The sequence below is a fragment of the Halomonas sp. NYA30 genome, from assembly GCF_976980765.1.
This window is the reverse complement of record NZ_OZ334477.1, coordinates 693135-710170: the sequence shown is the minus strand read 5'-3', so window position 1 is coordinate 710170 and position 17036 is coordinate 693135. Positions and strand designations below refer to the sequence as shown.

Sequence of the window (17036 nt, the reverse complement as noted above, 5' to 3'; positions counted from 1 at the left end):
ATCAGAACTATCCTTCATCAGAACTATCTCCGGTTTCGCCCACCCCCTTCACCACGAACTTACGAGCAACGCCGATATGGTAGTCAATCGCCTCACGGCAGGCGTCAGGGCTGCCGCTATCCAGCGCGTCGAGCAGCTTATAGTGGCTGGTAGCGATGGTGTCGGGGGCTTCATGGGTTTTGGTAATTAGCGTGATGCAGAGGCGCAGTTCATGAGTGAGGTCGTCGAAGGCACGTAGCAGCCGCTCATTGCCTGCGTAGTGCAACAGTAGGCGATGAAACTGCAAATCTTCCTCAATACGGCGGGTGCCATCGTCCCCCGCTGCCGCCTCACAAAGTACGTCTACCTGCTGTTTTAAAGCACGTTGGGCTTCTGGGTTATAGCTCTCGACCAGACGCTGAATAGCGTGACGTTCCAGGCACAGTCGCAAATCAAAGACATCTTCGAGTTCAACGGCATTCAACGCGCGAACAAAGAAGCCGCGGCGGGGTTTTGATATTAATAAGCCGCGGCTTTCCAGCAAGCGCGCGGCCTCACGAACCGGTGCGCGGCTAACGCCCAAGTCACGGGAAAGCTGTACTTCCGAAAGCCGTTCGCCGGGTAAAAAGTGTTGCTGAATAATCGCTTGGGTCAAATAGTCAGCCACCTGCTCGACAAGGTTCTGCTGCTGGATAAAGGGCCTGGGAGCCGCCGTTGATAAGGCCATAAAATTTACTCGTGGGGTGTGGCGCGTTTCCTTAAGTATGACGAAAAAAAGCCGCTTGTCGACGAACGATTGCCGACTGTCGACAGTTTTACCATGTACTGCTATGGTCAAAACAGGTCCCTAACAAACAACACAACTGGGCCTAACACGCCACGCCTCGCTCGCCTAACGACTACGTAAACCCATTACGTGCTAATAACCGAGGAGCAGGAAACATGAAAAAACCTTTAGCTTTGGCTATTTCCGCTGCAGCAGTTGCTTTCACCTCCGCCGCCCTGGCCGATGACCCCAAAGAGGGCGGTGTGGTTAACACCATTATCCAGCCGGAGCCGCCCGGCCTAGTGCTAGGCATGGTTCAGAACGCCCCTACACGCACCGTCTCGGGCAACATCTACGAAGGCCTGTTGCGCTACTCCACCGACCTTGAACCCATGCCGCAACTGGCGGAGTCGTGGGAGGTCAGTGACGATGGCCGCACCTACACCTTTCACCTGCGTGAAGGCGTTACCTGGCACGATGGTGAAGCCTTTACCGCCGATGACGTGGTGTTCTCCGCCGATGTCTTCCACCGCGAGTTGAACCCCAGCGCCCGCGCCGTGCTACAGCACGTGGAAAGCATCGAAGCTACTGACGATCACACCGTGGTGTTTACCCTGACCCAGCCTTTTGGCCCTTTCCTGCTCTCGTTTGAAGCAGGCACCTTTACCATGGTGCCCGAACACCTTTACGCGGGTACCGATTTCCGCAATAACGAACACAATGATCATCCCATTGGCACCGGCCCGTTTAAGTTCGACAACTGGGAACGCGGCACCGTCATCGAGCTGGTCAAGAACGAAGAGTATTACGAAGAGGGCTTGCCTTACCTGGATGGCGTGAACTGGCACGTTATTCCTGACGGTGCTTCCCGTGCGGTGGCGTTCGAGAACGAGACCATTGATGTACTGCCCAGCGGCACCGTCGAGAACTTCGATATTCCCCGCCTGGCCGAAATGGATAACGTGTGCATGACCGAAGAGGGCCACGAATACTTCAGCCCCTTTGCCATGCTGTGGATGAACAATCGCGAAGGCCCCACCGCGGATAAACGCTTCCGCCAGGCGGTGATGTACGCCATGGATCGCGAGTTCGCCAAAAATGTGCTGTGGAACGGCCTGGGCAATGTCCCGCTCTCCGCCTTTGGTTCCAATGCGCGCTTCCAGAACGATGACCTGGAACCCTACGACTACAACCCAGACCGCGCCCGCGAGTTGCTGGATGAAATGGGCTACGACGGCGAAGAGATCACCATCCTGCCCCTGCCCTATGGCGAAACCTGGACCCGCTGGGCCGAAGCCGTGCAGCAGAACCTGCGCGAAGTGGGTATTAACGTTGAAACCCAAGCCACCGACGTAGGGGGCTGGAACCAGCGCCTGGGCGATTGGGATTACGATCTGGCCTTTACCTATCTCTACCAGTACGGCGATCCGGCGCTGGGTATTTCACGCACCTACCTTTCCGACAATATTGCCAAGGGCTCGCCCTGGAATAACGTGGAAGGCTATGAAAACGAGCGTGTGGACGAGCTCTTCAACGAGGCCGCCACGGCTTATCCTGACGAAGAGCGCGAAAAACTTTACCGCGAAGTACAGGAAATCCTCCATGAAGACGTGCCGGTTGGCTGGCTGATGGAGCTGGGTTTCCCGACCCTGTACCGCTGTGATGTTAAAAACCTGGTCACTTCCGGCGTGGGTGTTAACGACGGCTTTAAAGATGCTTGGCTAGACCGCTAAACCCAAGCCACCCAGGTAGCGCGAGCTACCTGGGTTTTCCAGCCATGTCTTGAAGGTATTAGCCAGGAAACGACTTATGGTTTACGCGCGCCTAATCCTAATGCGGCTGTTCAAAGCCGTCATTGTGCTGTTTTTAATCGTTATTTTTAACTTTCTGCTGATTCAGCTGGCTCCCGGCGACCCGGCTGCCATTTTGGCCGGTGAAGCGGGTGCCGCGGATCAGGAGTTCCTCAACCAACTGCGCGAGCGCTTTGGGCTCGATCAGCCGATGTATGTGCAGCTGTGGCGCTATATATCAGGTATCGCCGTACTCGATTTTGGCTACTCCTACCGATTGGGCGTTCCTGTCTTTGACCTGATTATGGATCGCTTGCCCGCCACCCTGCTGCTGACTGGCACCGCTTTCGTGCTTTCGCTGGTACTCGGTATCGTGGCGGGCTCCATGGCCGCAGCACGGGTTAAGAAGCCTTCCGGCTCGATCATTATGGCGTTGGCGCTGGTGTTCTACGCCACGCCGCTGTTCTGGGTCGCGCTCATGTCGGTGGTGGTGTTTTCCGTCTACTTGGGCTGGCTGCCCGCCTACGGGCTTTACACCGTGGGCGCAGGCCATACAGGATTTGCGTTGGTGCTCGATGTCGCCCAGCACTTGGTGCTCCCGGCGACCACCTTAGCGCTATTTTTTATGGCGATTTATACCCGCATGACGCGCACATCAATGCTGGATGCCGCGCAGCAGGATTACGTCAAAACCGCACGCGCCAAGGGCTTGAAGCCAGGCATTATTCAGCGTCGCCATGTGTTGCGTAATGCGCTACTGCCGATTATTACGCTGGCAGGCCTGCAGGCGGGTCAGATGGTCGGCGGCGCGATACTGACCGAAACCGTGTTTGCCTGGCCCGGCATCGGCCGCTTGATGTTTGAAGCCCTTGAACAGCGTGACTACAACCTACTTCTGGGTATTTTCTTCTTCTCGGCAGCACTGGTCATCGTCTTCAATATCATCACCGACTTGGTGTACAGCCTGGCTGATCCACGTATCAAGAAGGGGGCCGCATGAGCTTTTTCGCACGCTTCGCGCAAAACCGCGGCGCTCTGGTGGGGCTGATTATTCTGCTGGTGATTATCGCCATGGCCATACTGGCGCCGCTGCTGTTTCCTGAATCACCCTGGCGCATGGTGCAGCGGCCCTTTTTACCACCGCTATCCCAAGATGGTTTTCCCCTGGGCACCGACACCATGGGCCGCAACGTGGCCTCAGGCTTGATGCACGGCGCCTGGGTATCGCTGTTGATCGGGCTGGTATCCACCAGCGTGGCGCTGCTGATTGGTGTTCCCTTGGGGGCCATTGCAGGCTACTACGGCGGGATCATTGATGATGTATTGATGCGCTTTACCGAGTTCTTCCAGACCATCCCCAACTTCGCGCTGGCGATTGTACTGGTGGCGATTATGCAGCCGAGCATCACCTCAATCGTACTGGCGATTGCGATTGTCAGCTGGCCGCCGGTGGCCCGCTTAGTGCGCGCTGAATTTATGTCGCTGCGCAACCGCGAGTATGTCGAAGCCGCGCGCCTGGTCGGCCAGTCCAACAGCACGATTATTCTGCGTCAGATTCTGCCCAATACGCTGTCGCCGATTATCGTGCTGGCATCGCTAATGGTGGCCACCGCTATCTTGCTGGAGTCGGCGCTGTCGTTTCTCGGCTTGGGCGACCCTAACGTGATGTCCTGGGGCTACATGATTGGTGCTGCGCGCACGGTGATTCGCCAAGCATGGTGGCTCAGCTTCTTCCCTGGCGTAGCGATTCTACTCACCGTACTGGCGTTAAACCTGGTGGGTGAAGGGTTAGACGACGCTTTGAACCCCAAACTTTCCCGCGAGCGCTAGGAGCCTCTTATGTCTGCAACAGAGAATCAAAGCGCTGAAACGGTACTCAGCATTCGCGATCTGAACATTGCGCTCCCCAAAGGAGCGGATCGCGCCCTGGCGGTGGAGGATGTGAGCTACGAGGTAAAGCGCGGCGAAATCATGTGCGTGGTGGGTGAGTCCGGTTCCGGTAAATCGATGGCCGCCAACGCCGTGATGGGGCTGCTCCCCAAGGGCGTGAACGCCACCCATGGCGAGATACTGTTCGAGGGGCAGGACCTGCTCGCCCTGACGGAAAAACAGCACCGCGCCCTGCGCGGGCTAAAAATCGGCATGATCTTCCAGGAGCCAATGACTGCCCTGAATCCGCTAATGCGGGTAGGCGCGCAAATTGCCGAGGTGTTCGAGGCCCATGGCCAACTCACTCCCAAAGAGCGCCAGGCCCGCGCGCTGGAGCTGCTAATTGAAGTGGGTATTCCACAGCCGGAGAAGGCTATTCGCGCCTACCCGTTTGAGCTTTCCGGCGGCCAGCGCCAGCGGGTCATGATCGCCATGGCGCTGGCGTTGGAGCCCATTTTGCTGATTGCCGACGAACCCACCACTGCGCTGGATGTGACCACCCAGGCGCAGATTCTTGAGCTGATTCGCGACCTTCAGCAGCGGCGCGGCATGTCGGTGATGTTTATTACCCACGACTTTGGCGTGGTGGCCGAAATTGCCAACCGCGTCTGCGTTATGCGCCACGGCAAGATCGTCGAGCTGGGTGATGCCAAGCCGGTGCTTGAGAACCCGCAAGACGCCTATACCCAAGCGCTAATTGCCGCGATCCCCAGCAATGCGGTGCCGCCCCACCGGGAGACCAGCCAGGTCGCCCCGCTGCTGGAAATCAAGCAGCTCAATAAAGTCTTTCGCTCCCGAGGCGGGTTGTTTAAGCCTGCCCGTGAAGTGCGCGCCCTTGAGGATGTATCGCTCACCTTGGCGCGGGGTGAAACCGTGGGCATCGTAGGCGAATCCGGCTCTGGAAAGTCCACTCTAGGTCGCTGCGTGGTGCGTTTGGAGCACCCCGACAGCGGCGAGTTGCTGCTGGATGGGGTGAATCTTTCCCAGCTCAAAGGCGATGCGCTGCGCCGGGAACGCCATCGGGTGCAGATGATATTCCAAGACCCTTACGCCTCGCTCAACCCCCGCACCAAAGTGGGTATGGCGATTGCCCAGGGGCCGATTGCCAACGGCACTCCTAAAGCCGCGGCGCTTAAACAGGCAGGCGAGCTATTAGACATGGTGGGTTTGGGCGCCAGCGCTGTGGAACGCTTCCCCCACGAGTTTTCCGGCGGCCAGCGCCAGCGTATCGGCATTGCCCGCGCGCTGGCGCTCAACCCCGAGCTGATCGTGGCGGATGAAGCCGTCTCAGCGCTGGATGTTTCGATTCAGGCCCAGGTACTGGAACTGCTGGAGGAGCTAAAACAGCGGCTGTCGCTCTCGCTGCTGTTTATCACCCACGACCTGCGCGTCGCAGCGCAAATTTGCGACCGCATCGTGGTGATGCAACACGGCCGCATTGTTGAGCAAGGCAGCGCCGAGCAGATTTTCCTCGCTCCAAAAGAGGCGTATACCCAGGATCTGCTCAAGGCAATTCCGGGCCGCGAGGCGCCCGTGGCGGCCACTGCGTAAATTATTGAATGGTAAAAAAGGATACCCAATGCAGATAACCCTGGAGGCGCTGCGCGCTATTGTGGGCCCGGCCCATGTATTGACCGGCGACGATGTGTACAGCCGACGCGTAGATTGGATGACCGGCGCGCCCTGCCAGGCTGGGGCAATTGTTCGCCCGGCGGATACGGAGCAAGTCGCTGCTGTCATGCGTGCCTGTCATCAGGTGCAGCAGCCGGTGGTCACCCACGGCGGATTGACTGGGTTGGTGCACGGTGCAGAAGCTAGCCCGGATGAGCTGGTGATTTCCCTTGAACGTATGAGCGCGATTGAAGAGATTGATCAAGTGGGCGGCACTCTCACCGTGCAGGCAGGAGCACCGCTGCAGCGGATTCAGGAAGCCGCTAAAGAGGTCGGTCTGCAGTTTCCGCTGGATCTGGGCGCTCGTGGCAGTTGCACCATTGGCGGCAATATCGCCACCAACGCCGGCGGTGTTCGGGTGATCCGCTACGGCATGATGCGCCAGCAGGTGCTTGGCCTGGAGGCGGTCATGGCCGATGGACGCGTGGTCAGCTCCATGAACCGTATGCTCAAAAATAACGCCGGTTTCGATTTAAAGCAGCTGTTTATCGGTAGCGAAGGCACCCTGGGGATTGTGACCCGTGCAGTGCTGCGCCTGCAGCCACCCACGCCTAGTGAACAAACCGCGATGGTGGCCTGCCCCTCGTTTGAGGCGCTCACCGGGCTACTCAGCCATATGGGCAAAGCACTCGGTGGCAGCCTCGGCGCTTTTGAAGTGATGTGGCAAAACCACTACCGGCTGCTCACTGAAACCCTTGGCCGCCACACCCCGCCGATTGCCACCGAGCATCCGTTTTATGTGATCATTGATTCCCTGGGCAGCGACGCCGAGCGCAATGCCACTCAGTTCAGCGAAGCATTAGAAAGCGCTTTGGAGAGCGAGCTGATTGTCGATGCGGTGATTGCGCAGTCGACTACCCAGCGCGATGGGCTATGGGCGATTCGTGAAGATATTGAGGGGCTGGTCAAAGGCCTTGCGCCAGTACTCACCTTCGATGTCAGCCTGCCCATTGCCGATATGCAGCGCTACACGGATGCCTTGGAAGTGCAGCTAACCCAGCACTGGGCAGATGCGCGCCTGGTAGTGTTTGGCCACCTGGGCGATGGCAATCTACATATTTCCGTTAGCGTGGGGAGCTTGGATCCCGAGGTGCGCCGTGAAGTGGAAGCCATGGTCTATCAACCGCTGGCGGCACTGGGCGGCTCGGTCTCTGCTGAACACGGCATTGGCCTGGAGAAGCGGCCCTGGCTCAATACCTGCCGCTCCAGCGCTGAAATCGAACTGATGCATACGCTCAAGCAAGCGCTAGATCCACTCAATCTATTGAACCGCGGTAAAGTGCTTCAAGAAGCGTTTTAAGTTACTCATTAACACTGTTTTAGGACTTACCATGCCTAGCCAAAGTACGCCCCGTTATCCCGAGCACTTATCTGGCGAAGGCCCGCATAACCCCTTCCCAGGTATCAAAGTATTAGAGCGCCGCATTGGCAAGGAAATCCCCCACCGGCTGGGCTCTAACGAAGGCCTGGATATGCCTCACCGCGCCCTGCGCGAACACTTTGGCGATGCCCTGGCTGAACACGTTTACTGCTACGGCGATGCCGAGGCGTTGGGCGTGCGCCAGCGCTTGAGTGCTCAGCAAGGTATTGCCCTGGAAACGCTGCTGGTGGATGCCGGTGCTGACAGCTTGATTGCCCTGGCCCTGCGCACCACCTGCGAACCGGGGAAAACCGTAGTGAGCACCGCAGGCACCTACCCCACCTTTGGTTACTTCGCCAAAGGCCAAGGCTGCCGCCTGATCGAGCCCAGCTATTTTGAGGCACCGGGCGTGCTGGCCCCTGACCTGGAAGCCTTGGCAGCAACGGCGCATCAGGAAAACGCGCGGCTGGTGTACCTGGCCAATCCGGATAACCCCAGCGGTCATCTACATAGCGACAATGCCATCCTCAAGCTGCGCGAAGCGCTACCTGACACCTGCTGGCTGCTGCTGGATGAAGCCTATGGGGACTTCCGCGACGATGCCAACAGCGAGTTCGCTGCCAAAGCAATACCGGGGGTAATTCGCCTGCGTACGCTCTCCAAGGCTCACGGCCTGGCGGGTCTGCGCATTGGCTACGCCATCGCCGACCCTGAAGTGCTGGCGATGATGATGAAGGTGCGTATTCACTACGCGGTATCGTCGTTAACCCTGGCCGCTGCCGAAGTGGTGCTCGACCACGCTGACGAGGTTCACCAACACGTCGCCGATGTAAAAGCCCGCCGTCAGAGGTTGGCAGAGCACTTTCGCTCACTCGGTGCCGACGTGCTTCCCAGCGCCACCAACTTTATCGGCATTCGCCTGCCCAGCGCTGACCTCGCCGCCGAGGTACACCAGCAACTACTCGCCGAAGGCGTGCTCGTTGCTCGCTTGGCGCATCCAGAGCTTGCCAATGTGATCCGTATTACCGCTGTGCAAGCAGCGCTGGTGCCGGGAAGATTGGCCGCGTTAGAGAAGGCGATTAGCGCTTAAGCCGGGGTTAACCAGTGTTGAAAATCATCCAGCTCACCCCGCACCGCCTGGCGATATAAGCTCTGCAGTTGAGCCGTCACGCTGTCTTGGCTGATGGGTTCGTTGACGAGCGGTGCGCCAGCACGTCCACCAATGCGGCGACCATCCAGCTCGCGAAGCGGCAATATTTCGGCAGCGGTGCCGGTTAAAAACGCCTCATCGGCGGTGTAGAGCTCGTCGCGGGTTATCCGCCGCTCGCGCACTTCAATGCCCAGCACCTTTTGCACCAGCTGAATCACGCTATCCCGGGTGATGCCTTGCAAACACGAGGTTACTTCCGGGGTGTGCAGCACGCCGTCGCGCAGTAAGAAGACGTTAGCCGCCGAGGCTTCAGCCACATAGCCCTCCGGGTCGAGCATGATGGTTTCATCAAACCCGGCTTTGATCGCCGTATTCAACGCCAGTATCGAGTTGACGTAGTGGCCGTTAGTTTTCGCACGACACAGGCTGATATTGACGTGGTGGCGCGCCCAGGATGACGTCAGCGCACGCAAACCGTGGGTGGCAGCCTGGGGTGAAATGTAGGGGCCTAGATCCCATGCAGCCACCATCACATGGGTCGTTAGACCCTGGGCGCGTAGTCCTAAACCTTCCGCACCAAAAAACACGGTAGGTTTCAGGTAGGCATTGCTCAGGCCGTTTTTGGCCAGGCACTCGCGCTGGGCATTGATCAATTCCGCTTCACTAAACGGTAGCGGCATATCCAGCGAATGGGCGCTTTCTGCCAAGCGGCGGGTATGTTCAGCAGCGCGAAATAGATGCGTGCCGCTGGGGCCAGCGTAGGCGCGCACGCCCTCAAAACAGCCCATGCCATAGTGCAGCGTATGGGTGAAGACATGCACCTTGGCCTCGCGCCACTCCAGCCATTCACCGTCGTGCCAGATCCAGCCATCGCGGTCATAAAGCGGTGTCATTGTTTGCGTTGCTCCCACTGTTGGCACCAGTCGTCGATTAACAGTTGCTGGTGCGGTTGCAGGGCCTGATAGCCCCAAGCGGCAATTTCATCGTTTTGCGGGTCGGGCACGGCAATCGCGCTGCCCGCCAAGGTCTGGATCACCGCGTGGCCGCATAACGGCACATAACCTTCCGAATAGCCCCCTTCATGGACGAACACCAGCTTGCCATCGCAGCAGCGCTCGGCCAGTGCTTTAAGCTGGGCGGTCATGGTGGCGAACGCTTGGCTGTTGAGCAACATCTTGCCTAATGGATCTTTGGCGCAGGCGTCGTAACCGCAGGCCACCACGATGAGCTCGGGGTTAAAGGCTTCCAGCGCGGGCAGCACCAGTTTTTCCATGGCGTACGCGTAGGCGCCCAGGCCACAGCCCGGCGGCAACGGCAGGTTTAGGTTGGCGCCCTCGCCTGCACCTTCGCCCTGCTCGTCAAAACTGCCGGTTTCCAGCGGATAGTTCGCCGCCTGATGGAGTGAAACGGTCAACACATCGGGCTCGCCATAAAAAGCTGCCTGCTGGCCGTTGCCGTGGTGAACATCCCAATCGACTATTGCCACACGGTTAACCTGCCCCAAGGCCCGGGCGCGCATCACCGCCACGGGGATATTACCCAGCAGGCAGAAGCCACGGCCCTGGTCGGCTTCTGCATGGTGCCCCGGCGGGCGGCATAGGGCGTAGGCATTGCTCACCGTTCCCTGCGCCACGGCTTCCACAGCGGCAATGGCCAGACCTGCAGACTGCGTTGCCGCCGCCCAACTGCCGGGCATGTAAGGTGCGCAGTCGCCACCGTTGCCGCCGCGGGCTTGATCCCCCGCCTGCAGTTCATCTAAGTAGCGCGGAGTATGAAAGTGCAGTAAGTCTTCCAGCGAGGCGGCGAGCGGTTTAACCACCTGAAGCTCGTCGATCAGCCCACTCACTTCGAGAATATTCTTCAGGCGCCGTTTGCTTTCCGGGCTTTCCGAGGCGGCTTGGGGCTGTAAAAATTCACCGGGAGCGGAAAATACCCCTATCGCGCCCAAGTCGTGCCAAAAGCAGCGTTCGTGCCAGTAGAAACCGGTTCTGCTCATGCCGTAAAACCCTGCATAAAGGCGGCTAGATTGGCGCTTAGGTGCTCGGTGGGGTAGCCACCTTCCTGAACAATCACCATGGGAAGCGAGAGCGCTGCTAGGCGTTTACCCACCTCGACAAATGCCTCGGTTTCTGCCGTAAGCCCTGCGAGCGGGTCATCTTTGTGGGCATCTAAGCCGAGTGCCACCACCACGGCATCGGGTTCGTAGCGCTGCAGGTGATCAATTAACACTGCCAGGGCGTCCAGATAGACATCCCCGTCGCTGCCTACCGGCAAGGGTAGATTAACGTTAGCACCTACGCCCTCCTCGCAGCCCTCTTCATCAGCGCCACCCCAAAAAAACGGGTAGAAGTCGCTGGGGTCGGCGTGCAGCGAGCCGGTCCAGACATCGCTGCGGTGATAGAAAATATCCTGGGTGCCGTTGCCGTGGTGCAGATCCACATCGATGATCGCCACCTTGGCAAAGCGTTCACGCAGCACGGTAGCGGCCAGCGCTGAATTATTCAGCAAGCAAAAGCCCCCGGCGCGTTCAGGCCCAGCATGGTGACCCGGCGGGCGGCACAGCGCGTAGGCGGCTGGCGCACCATGAAGCACCTCTTCAGCCGCCGCTTCGGCACTGGCAGCCGAAGCCAGCGCGCCTTGAAAGCTGGTAGCACTTAGCGGGCAGGCCATGTCGTGCAAATGCCAGCCCGCTTGGCCAATCGGGTGGCGCGGGTAGTGGTGACCGCCACCGCAGGGATGAATGTTGGGCGCCACCACTTCCGCCGCATTGGGCAGCGCTTGCCAGCGAGCGTAAATGGTGTCGAGAAACGTCAGGTATCGCGGCGTATGGATCTGCTCTAAGCGCTTGCGCAGCATTGGCGAATCCGCCTCAGTAGGCGCGGACAGGGTCAGCCCTGCCGTTGCCAGCCCCTGGGTAAGCAGCTCGGCGCGCACCGGGCCTTCTGGCGAAGGCGAAGGCTGGCCGCGCAGCAGAAACGTCGGCGGCGCATGCAACGTCTGATCAGGGTGGTAAAAGCATTTCATGGGTCGCAGTCCTTAGCTAAATTACAGCAGTGACGGAATCCAGGTGGAGAGTGCTGGGAACGCCGCCAGGAGCACAATCACTACTAAAAACGACACGTAAAACGGCAGCGATGCCACTATCGCCCGTTCGTAGGGCACCTCGGCTATTCGCGCGGCGGTCATCAGCGTCATCCCCACTGGCGGTGTCACATTGGATATATTGAGCACCACGATCATTAAAATGGCGAAGTGCAGCGGATCGAACCCGAGCTGAATCATGGCGGGCACTAACACCGGCGCTATCACCACCAAGGCGGGCAGTACATCCATCACCGTGCCAATCACTAAGAGTAGCAGGCAGACCAGCATCAACTGCACAAAGGCCGCGTCGCTGAAAGTGGTGATGATGCTGGCCGCATCCCTGGCGATGCCTGAACGGGTGACGAACCATCCCAACACCGCCGAGGTTGCCAGTAGAAAAAACACCACGCCTGAAAAACGCACAGTGGTGACCAGCGCGTCCCAGATCTTGCGCCAGGTAAGATTACGGTAGAACACCACCCCAATCACAATGGCGTACACCGCCGCAAAGCCTGACGCTTCGGTAATCGTGGTGAGTCCCGAAAGAATCCCGCCAAGAATAATCAGTGGCACCACCATCGCAGGCAGCGCGACTAACAGTGCGATGATGGCCGCCTTAAAGGGTGTAGGTGCCTGTTTAGGGTAGTTGCGCTTCCAGGCCAGGAAGAAGCTGACGCCCAGTAGCGCCAGCGCCATCAACAAGCCAGGAATAATGCCACCGGCAAACAGGTCAATCACCGAAATATCTCGCAGCAGTGTGGCGTACACCACCATCACCACGCTGGGTGGAATAATCGGCCCAATGATGGAAGAACAGGCGGTCACCGCAGCGGCGTATTCGGCATCGTAGCCCTGCTTTTTCATCTCGGGAATCATGATCTTGCCGATGGCGACGGTATCGGTGACCGCGGCGCCGGTGAGACCTGCAAAGAACACCGAGACTGAGATATTCACGTGGGAGAGTGACCCACGCACCCGGCCGAACAGCGCATTGTTGAAGGCGATCAGCTTGTGGGTCAGCCCGCCTTGGTTCATCAGCTCAGCGGTGAAAATAAAGTAGGGCACGGCAATCAGCAGAAAGCCCGAAACGCCGGAGAACATGCGGTCGGCAATAATACCGAGCATGCGTTCTCCGCCGATGGCAAAGCCACCCGCTAGCCCCGACATGGCCATCACCACCGCCACCGGTGCACCGATAAACAGCAGCACAACAAACGCAATAATGGCAGGGGTCATGAGCGGTGCTCCCCATCAGAGGTGTCGATAAGTTCGCCAATCACGTCCTGCTCATCGATAAAGTGCTCGAGCAAGGCAAAGCCATGCACCAGATGCAGCAGCATGATGACGCCACTGAGAGGCACCACGATAGCGGTCACCTTGCTGGGAATGCGGATCTGGTCGGAGACCATGTAGACCTGGGTGGCACTGGTGAAGTAATCCCAGCCGTACCACGTCAGCATCAGCGCAAACAGGCCAATCACCGCCAGGCACAGCCCGGCAGCCACTTGCACCATCACTCTGGGCAAGCTGCGGACCAGCAGGGTCATGGCGACATGTTCGCCGTAGCGCAGCGAAATCGTCATGGAAAGAAAGCCGATCCAGGGCAGAAACAGCCTCGCCAGCGAGTAGGTCCAGCTAAGCGTGCTGCCGGTGATCAGCTTGTAGAGAAACGCCGTGAACGAGATGCCCAGCATCGCCAGAATACAGCCCACACACACCACGATGGCCACCTGATTGACGAGGTCGCTCACGCGGCGCAAAGGAGTTAAAACGCCCATGGTTTTTCCTCACGCTGGGGCCTCATATCGCCCCAGCGTTTATCGTTCGCTAACCGTTATTGGCCCCGGCTTTATTGGCCATAGATGCGGTAATCGTCTTCTGCCAACTGCTGGCCGACACGTGCAACTTCATCCAGTAGCCCCTGTACGCGAGCTTCATCCATGCCGAAGTCATCGACGATCCACTCCTGCCAAGCGGGACGGGCAATTTCCGCCATCCGTTCACGTTCGGCATCGGGCATCAGGTAGCACTCTTCGAAGCGTTCACAGGACTCCACCCAGCTTGCGGTAGCCAAAGCGCCTGACATACCGTGGCTCAGTTGAATCGCTTCCCGCGCAGAGCTAATCACGGCCTGCTGATGCTCTTCGGGCAGCGACTGGTACCACGACTCGCTGACCACCCAGGGGGCGCTGTTATACACATGCCCGGTGAGCGTGGTGTAGTCGGTGACCGCATCGAAATTGAAAGTGGTGTTGAGCACCGGCGCATTGAACTGGCCATCGGCAAGTCCGGTTTCCAATGCGGTGATTAGCTCGCCCCAAGGTAACGGCGTGGCGGAAGCGCCTAACGAACGCATGATTGCAACGTGGGCGGGGTTCTCTTCGGTACGGATATTGAGGCCTTCTAAATCCTCGACGGTCTCTATCAAACGCACGTTGTTAGTGAAGGCGACGAAACCACCGCCATCGTCGAAGGTGCCCAAATAACGCATATCGGCGGCTTCGACGGTGCCGGACATAAAGTCGGCGAACCACTCACTATCAAAGAAGCTCCACGCCTGACGCCAGTTGGTAAACAAGAACGGCGCCGTGACTGCCTGATAGTCTTCGTAGAAGGAGGACATTGCTCCCGCAGACATAATCGTCGACTGAAGCGTTCGTCCGCCCTGCACTTCCGAGCCGTTTTCTACCTCGGAGCCTAGCTGGCCGCCGCCGAAGATCGTGACCTCAAGATCCCCGTCGGTTCGTGCTTCCACCAGGTTCTTAAAGTGCACCAGCGCCGGATAGATTTCGTTATTGCTCATATCCTCGGGCAACTGCGTGGCAATCACCATTTCATAGGATTGCGCATGGGCATTGGCGCTGGCGATAGCCAACGGGAACGCCGCCAGAGCGGCGATAAGCAAGGATTGATTAGCTTTCATAACATGCCTCGTTTTGGTTATTGGTCGGTCTTCGTTATGAGTGGCGTTGCTACCCATCGGGTAGCGATGTTGTTAATACGATTGTTATTAAAAAATCATGGCTGTTCGGGTAGCGACTCCCATACTTCTATCGCAGCGGCTAAATCTTCCAGGGAAGCGCCTACCGATTTGAATAGCGTGATGGCTTCCGGTGCAGAGCGCCCCGACTTAGTCCCAGCCAGCACTTCAGCAAGCTCCGCTTGAATCAGGTCAAACTGAAATTCGCCCTCTTCAATGGCTTGCAGAATATCGCCCGCTTCGCCTTTGGCACCGGCGTAGGTGTCCACAAATACCTCTGAGCGACGCAGACACAGCGCATCGGTCTCGCGCATCTGGGGACGAAATGCGCCGATCAGATCCAGGTGAGTGCCGGGCGTCAGCCACTCGCCTTTAATCAGCGGCTGATTAGAGAGCGTTACGCAGCTGATGATGTCCGCCTCTGCCACGGCATCCGCTAACTCCTCCACTACATGGGTTTCGAAGCGTTCGGCGTACTCGTCGGCAATCGCCGCTGCTTTGCTGGGATTGCGGCCCCAGATCAGCACCCGCTTGATGGGACGCACGCTGGCGTGGGCCTCGATCACCATGGGTGCCAACTTGCCTGTGCCCACCACCAGCAGCGTCTCTGCGTTATCAATCGCTAAGGCTTGGGCTGCCAGCGCCGAAGCCGCCGCCGTGCGACGCCGGGTCAGCTCACTGCCATCGATACACGCCAGCGGCTGGCCGTGTTTGCCCTCGCTGAGCAAGTAAAGCCCAGAGATCGCCGGGATGCCGTGGTCGGCGTTTTGCGGAAACACGTTGACCATTTTCACGCCGATATAGCCCGCCGCTTCCCAGGCGGGCATTAGTAGCATGGTGGCTTCGCCATCCGGCCGGTGCATCGCATGGTGATGGCGGGGAGGCGACTCCACGCCGTTCACGAACGTTGCGTGTAGCCGCTTGATCAAGCCATCCCATGTCAGGTAGCGAGTAACCTCTTCGGCAGAAACAACCCGCATATCAGGCCTCCGGCAGCGCGGCTACCACCATAATCTCAACTTTCCACTCGGGCTTGGCGAGCTGGGCTTCCAGCGCTGCACGCACGGGCGGGCGACCGGGCACGACCCAGGCATCCCAAGCAGCGTTCATTTGATCGAACTCCGCCATGCTGGTGACCCAAATTTGCGCAGAAATCAGATGCTCTTTCGAGGTGCCCGCTTGGGCTAGCAGTTGATCGATACGCACCAGCACCTGCTCTGTTTGGCCACGCATATCCGCCGTTGCATCTGGGGGAACCTGGCCAGCGAGGTAAACGGTGCCGTTGTGAATCGCCACTTGGCTCATACGTGCATTGCTGTCTTGATAGGTAACGCCCATGGTGTTTTTCCTTGAAAGAGGTTGTGTTGATTTAAAAGGGATCATCAGAGACTAGTGCGCTCGCCGACAAATTACTTGCCCGACACTGCGGTAGATTTGCCCGCAAGTCATGCAGGCAAGAAAATCTTATCACTAGCGGTCAGATGAGGGTCTAGCGATCTGAAGAAGGGGAAAGCTCGAAATAACGCCGATAGGCGCGGGAGAAACTGCCCTGATCGCGAAAGCCGACCAGCATAGCGATATGCCCCAGGCTGAGCGTGCTATGGCGAACCAGCGTTCGGGCATGCTCTAGGCGCCTGCGCTGCACATAAGCCAACGGCGTTACGCCTGTCAGCTCACGAAAGCAGCTGTGAAAGTGCCCTGGGCTCAAGGCACATAGGGAAGCTAACTGCTCAACGCGGATCTCATCGGCCAGATGCTGATCCAGCCAGGCATCCAAACGAGCAAGGTCGAGTCGTTCGCTAATACAGTGTTGGCCCAACTGCCCAACCGCTGTGGGAGAGGCGTCATGCAGATACATGGTCAGCGCGCGCAGCAGCAGAATCGCGATTTCATTCTGCAGCGCGGGACACTGTTCAAGCTGATTCGCCAGGGCGTGGGTGAGCTGGTTTAACGCAGGAGGCACGCTGAAAAAGCGCGGCTTATCGAACAGGCGCTCAATCTCGCTGCCTTTCTCAAGCGACGCCAACTGGGCAACGGGAATATCCAACACTAGGGTACGGTTGTTGCCATCGCCCTGGTATTCGTGATGGCGTGAGGAAGGAATCAGACAGCCACGGCGGGCGGTCACCCTTTCCCCTTGCCCCTCCATCGAAAGCTCCGTGACACCACAGGTAGCCAGAATAAGCTGATGGAAGTCGTGGGTATGGGCCACCTGTTCTTGGGCTAAGTTGCGGCTATGCAGCTCAAAAAGGGCCATGGTGGATTACCGTCTTTCGTCGAGTGCTATTGAAGCACTATAAAACGGCTAGACAATAAAAAGCGAGGGA

16 protein-coding genes are annotated in these 17036 nt (G+C 58.4%); 6 read left to right on the top strand and 10 right to left on the bottom strand.

Annotation, left to right across the window (positions count from 1 at the left end; all coding sequences use genetic code 11):
• Positions 1-7 precede the first annotated feature (7 nt).
• Complete coding sequence (locus ACWI0H_RS03285) at positions 8-706, bottom strand: GntR family transcriptional regulator (protein WP_485874820.1); 699 nt, start codon at positions 704-706, stop codon at positions 8-10.
• A gap of 215 nt (positions 707-921) precedes the next feature.
• Between ACWI0H_RS03285 and ACWI0H_RS03280 the strand changes: the two genes are divergently transcribed.
• The 6 genes from ACWI0H_RS03280 to ACWI0H_RS03255 all read left to right on the top strand — a co-directional run bounded on the left by ACWI0H_RS03280 (position 922) and on the right by ACWI0H_RS03255 (position 8585).
• Complete coding sequence (locus tag ACWI0H_RS03280; RefSeq protein WP_485874819.1) at positions 922-2478, top strand: ABC transporter substrate-binding protein; 1557 nt, start codon at positions 922-924, stop codon at positions 2476-2478.
• Between the two features lie 76 nt (positions 2479-2554).
• Positions 2555-3535, top strand: coding sequence for an ABC transporter permease (locus tag ACWI0H_RS03275; protein WP_485874818.1), 981 nt, complete (start codon positions 2555-2557; stop codon positions 3533-3535).
• Positions 3532-4365: an ABC transporter permease gene (locus ACWI0H_RS03270; protein ID WP_485874817.1), complete on the top strand. Its 834-nt coding sequence runs from the start codon at positions 3532-3534 to the stop codon at positions 4363-4365. The genes ACWI0H_RS03275 and ACWI0H_RS03270 overlap by 4 nt, the downstream gene beginning before the upstream one ends.
• Positions 4366-4374: 9 nt before the next feature.
• The gene (locus ACWI0H_RS03265; protein WP_485874816.1) at positions 4375-6015 is read left to right on the top strand and encodes an ABC transporter ATP-binding protein; all 1641 of its coding nucleotides are present in this window, start codon (positions 4375-4377) and stop codon (positions 6013-6015) included.
• A 28-nt stretch (positions 6016-6043) separates the two neighbouring features.
• Entirely contained in the window at positions 6044-7435 is a 1392-nt protein-coding gene (locus ACWI0H_RS03260; RefSeq protein WP_485874815.1) for an FAD-binding oxidoreductase, read from the top strand.
• A 31-nt stretch (positions 7436-7466) separates the two neighbouring features.
• Entirely contained in the window at positions 7467-8585 is a 1119-nt protein-coding gene (locus tag ACWI0H_RS03255; RefSeq protein WP_485874814.1) for a pyridoxal phosphate-dependent aminotransferase, read from the top strand.
• Here ACWI0H_RS03255 and ACWI0H_RS03250 read toward each other — a convergent pair.
• The 9 genes from ACWI0H_RS03250 to ACWI0H_RS03210 form a co-directional block, all read right to left on the bottom strand.
• Positions 8582-9538: a branched-chain amino acid transaminase gene (locus ACWI0H_RS03250; protein ID WP_485874813.1), complete on the bottom strand. Its 957-nt coding sequence runs from the start codon at positions 9536-9538 to the stop codon at positions 8582-8584. The genes ACWI0H_RS03255 and ACWI0H_RS03250 overlap by 4 nt on opposite strands.
• Positions 9535-10641, bottom strand: a complete 1107-nt coding sequence (locus ACWI0H_RS03245; RefSeq protein WP_485874812.1) for a class II histone deacetylase — start codon at positions 10639-10641, stop codon at positions 9535-9537. The genes ACWI0H_RS03250 and ACWI0H_RS03245 overlap by 4 nt, the downstream gene beginning before the upstream one ends.
• Entirely contained in the window at positions 10638-11669 is a 1032-nt protein-coding gene (locus tag ACWI0H_RS03240) for a histone deacetylase family protein (protein WP_485874811.1), read from the bottom strand. The genes ACWI0H_RS03245 and ACWI0H_RS03240 overlap by 4 nt, the downstream gene beginning before the upstream one ends.
• A 21-nt stretch (positions 11670-11690) precedes the next feature.
• The gene (locus ACWI0H_RS03235) at positions 11691-12965 is read right to left on the bottom strand and encodes a TRAP transporter large permease (RefSeq protein ID WP_485874810.1); all 1275 of its coding nucleotides are present in this window, start codon (positions 12963-12965) and stop codon (positions 11691-11693) included.
• Positions 12962-13507, bottom strand: a complete 546-nt coding sequence (locus ACWI0H_RS03230) for a TRAP transporter small permease (protein ID WP_485874809.1) — start codon at positions 13505-13507, stop codon at positions 12962-12964. The genes ACWI0H_RS03235 and ACWI0H_RS03230 overlap by 4 nt, the downstream gene beginning before the upstream one ends.
• Positions 13508-13578: 71 nt before the next feature.
• A complete protein-coding gene (gene dctP / locus ACWI0H_RS03225) occupies positions 13579-14652 on the bottom strand; it encodes a TRAP transporter substrate-binding protein DctP (RefSeq protein WP_485874808.1) in 1074 nt (357 codons plus the stop codon).
• A gap of 95 nt (positions 14653-14747) precedes the next feature.
• A complete protein-coding gene (gene lhpI / locus ACWI0H_RS03220) occupies positions 14748-15689 on the bottom strand; it encodes a bifunctional Delta(1)-pyrroline-2-carboxylate/Delta(1)-piperideine-2-carboxylate reductase (RefSeq protein ID WP_485874807.1) in 942 nt (313 codons plus the stop codon).
• Between the two features lies 1 nt (position 15690).
• Positions 15691-16047: a RidA family protein gene (locus ACWI0H_RS03215; protein ID WP_485874805.1), complete on the bottom strand. Its 357-nt coding sequence runs from the start codon at positions 16045-16047 to the stop codon at positions 15691-15693.
• A 151-nt stretch (positions 16048-16198) separates the two neighbouring features.
• Entirely contained in the window at positions 16199-16966 is a 768-nt protein-coding gene (locus ACWI0H_RS03210) for an AraC family transcriptional regulator (RefSeq protein ID WP_485874803.1), read from the bottom strand.
• Positions 16967-17036: the final 70 nt, after the last annotated feature.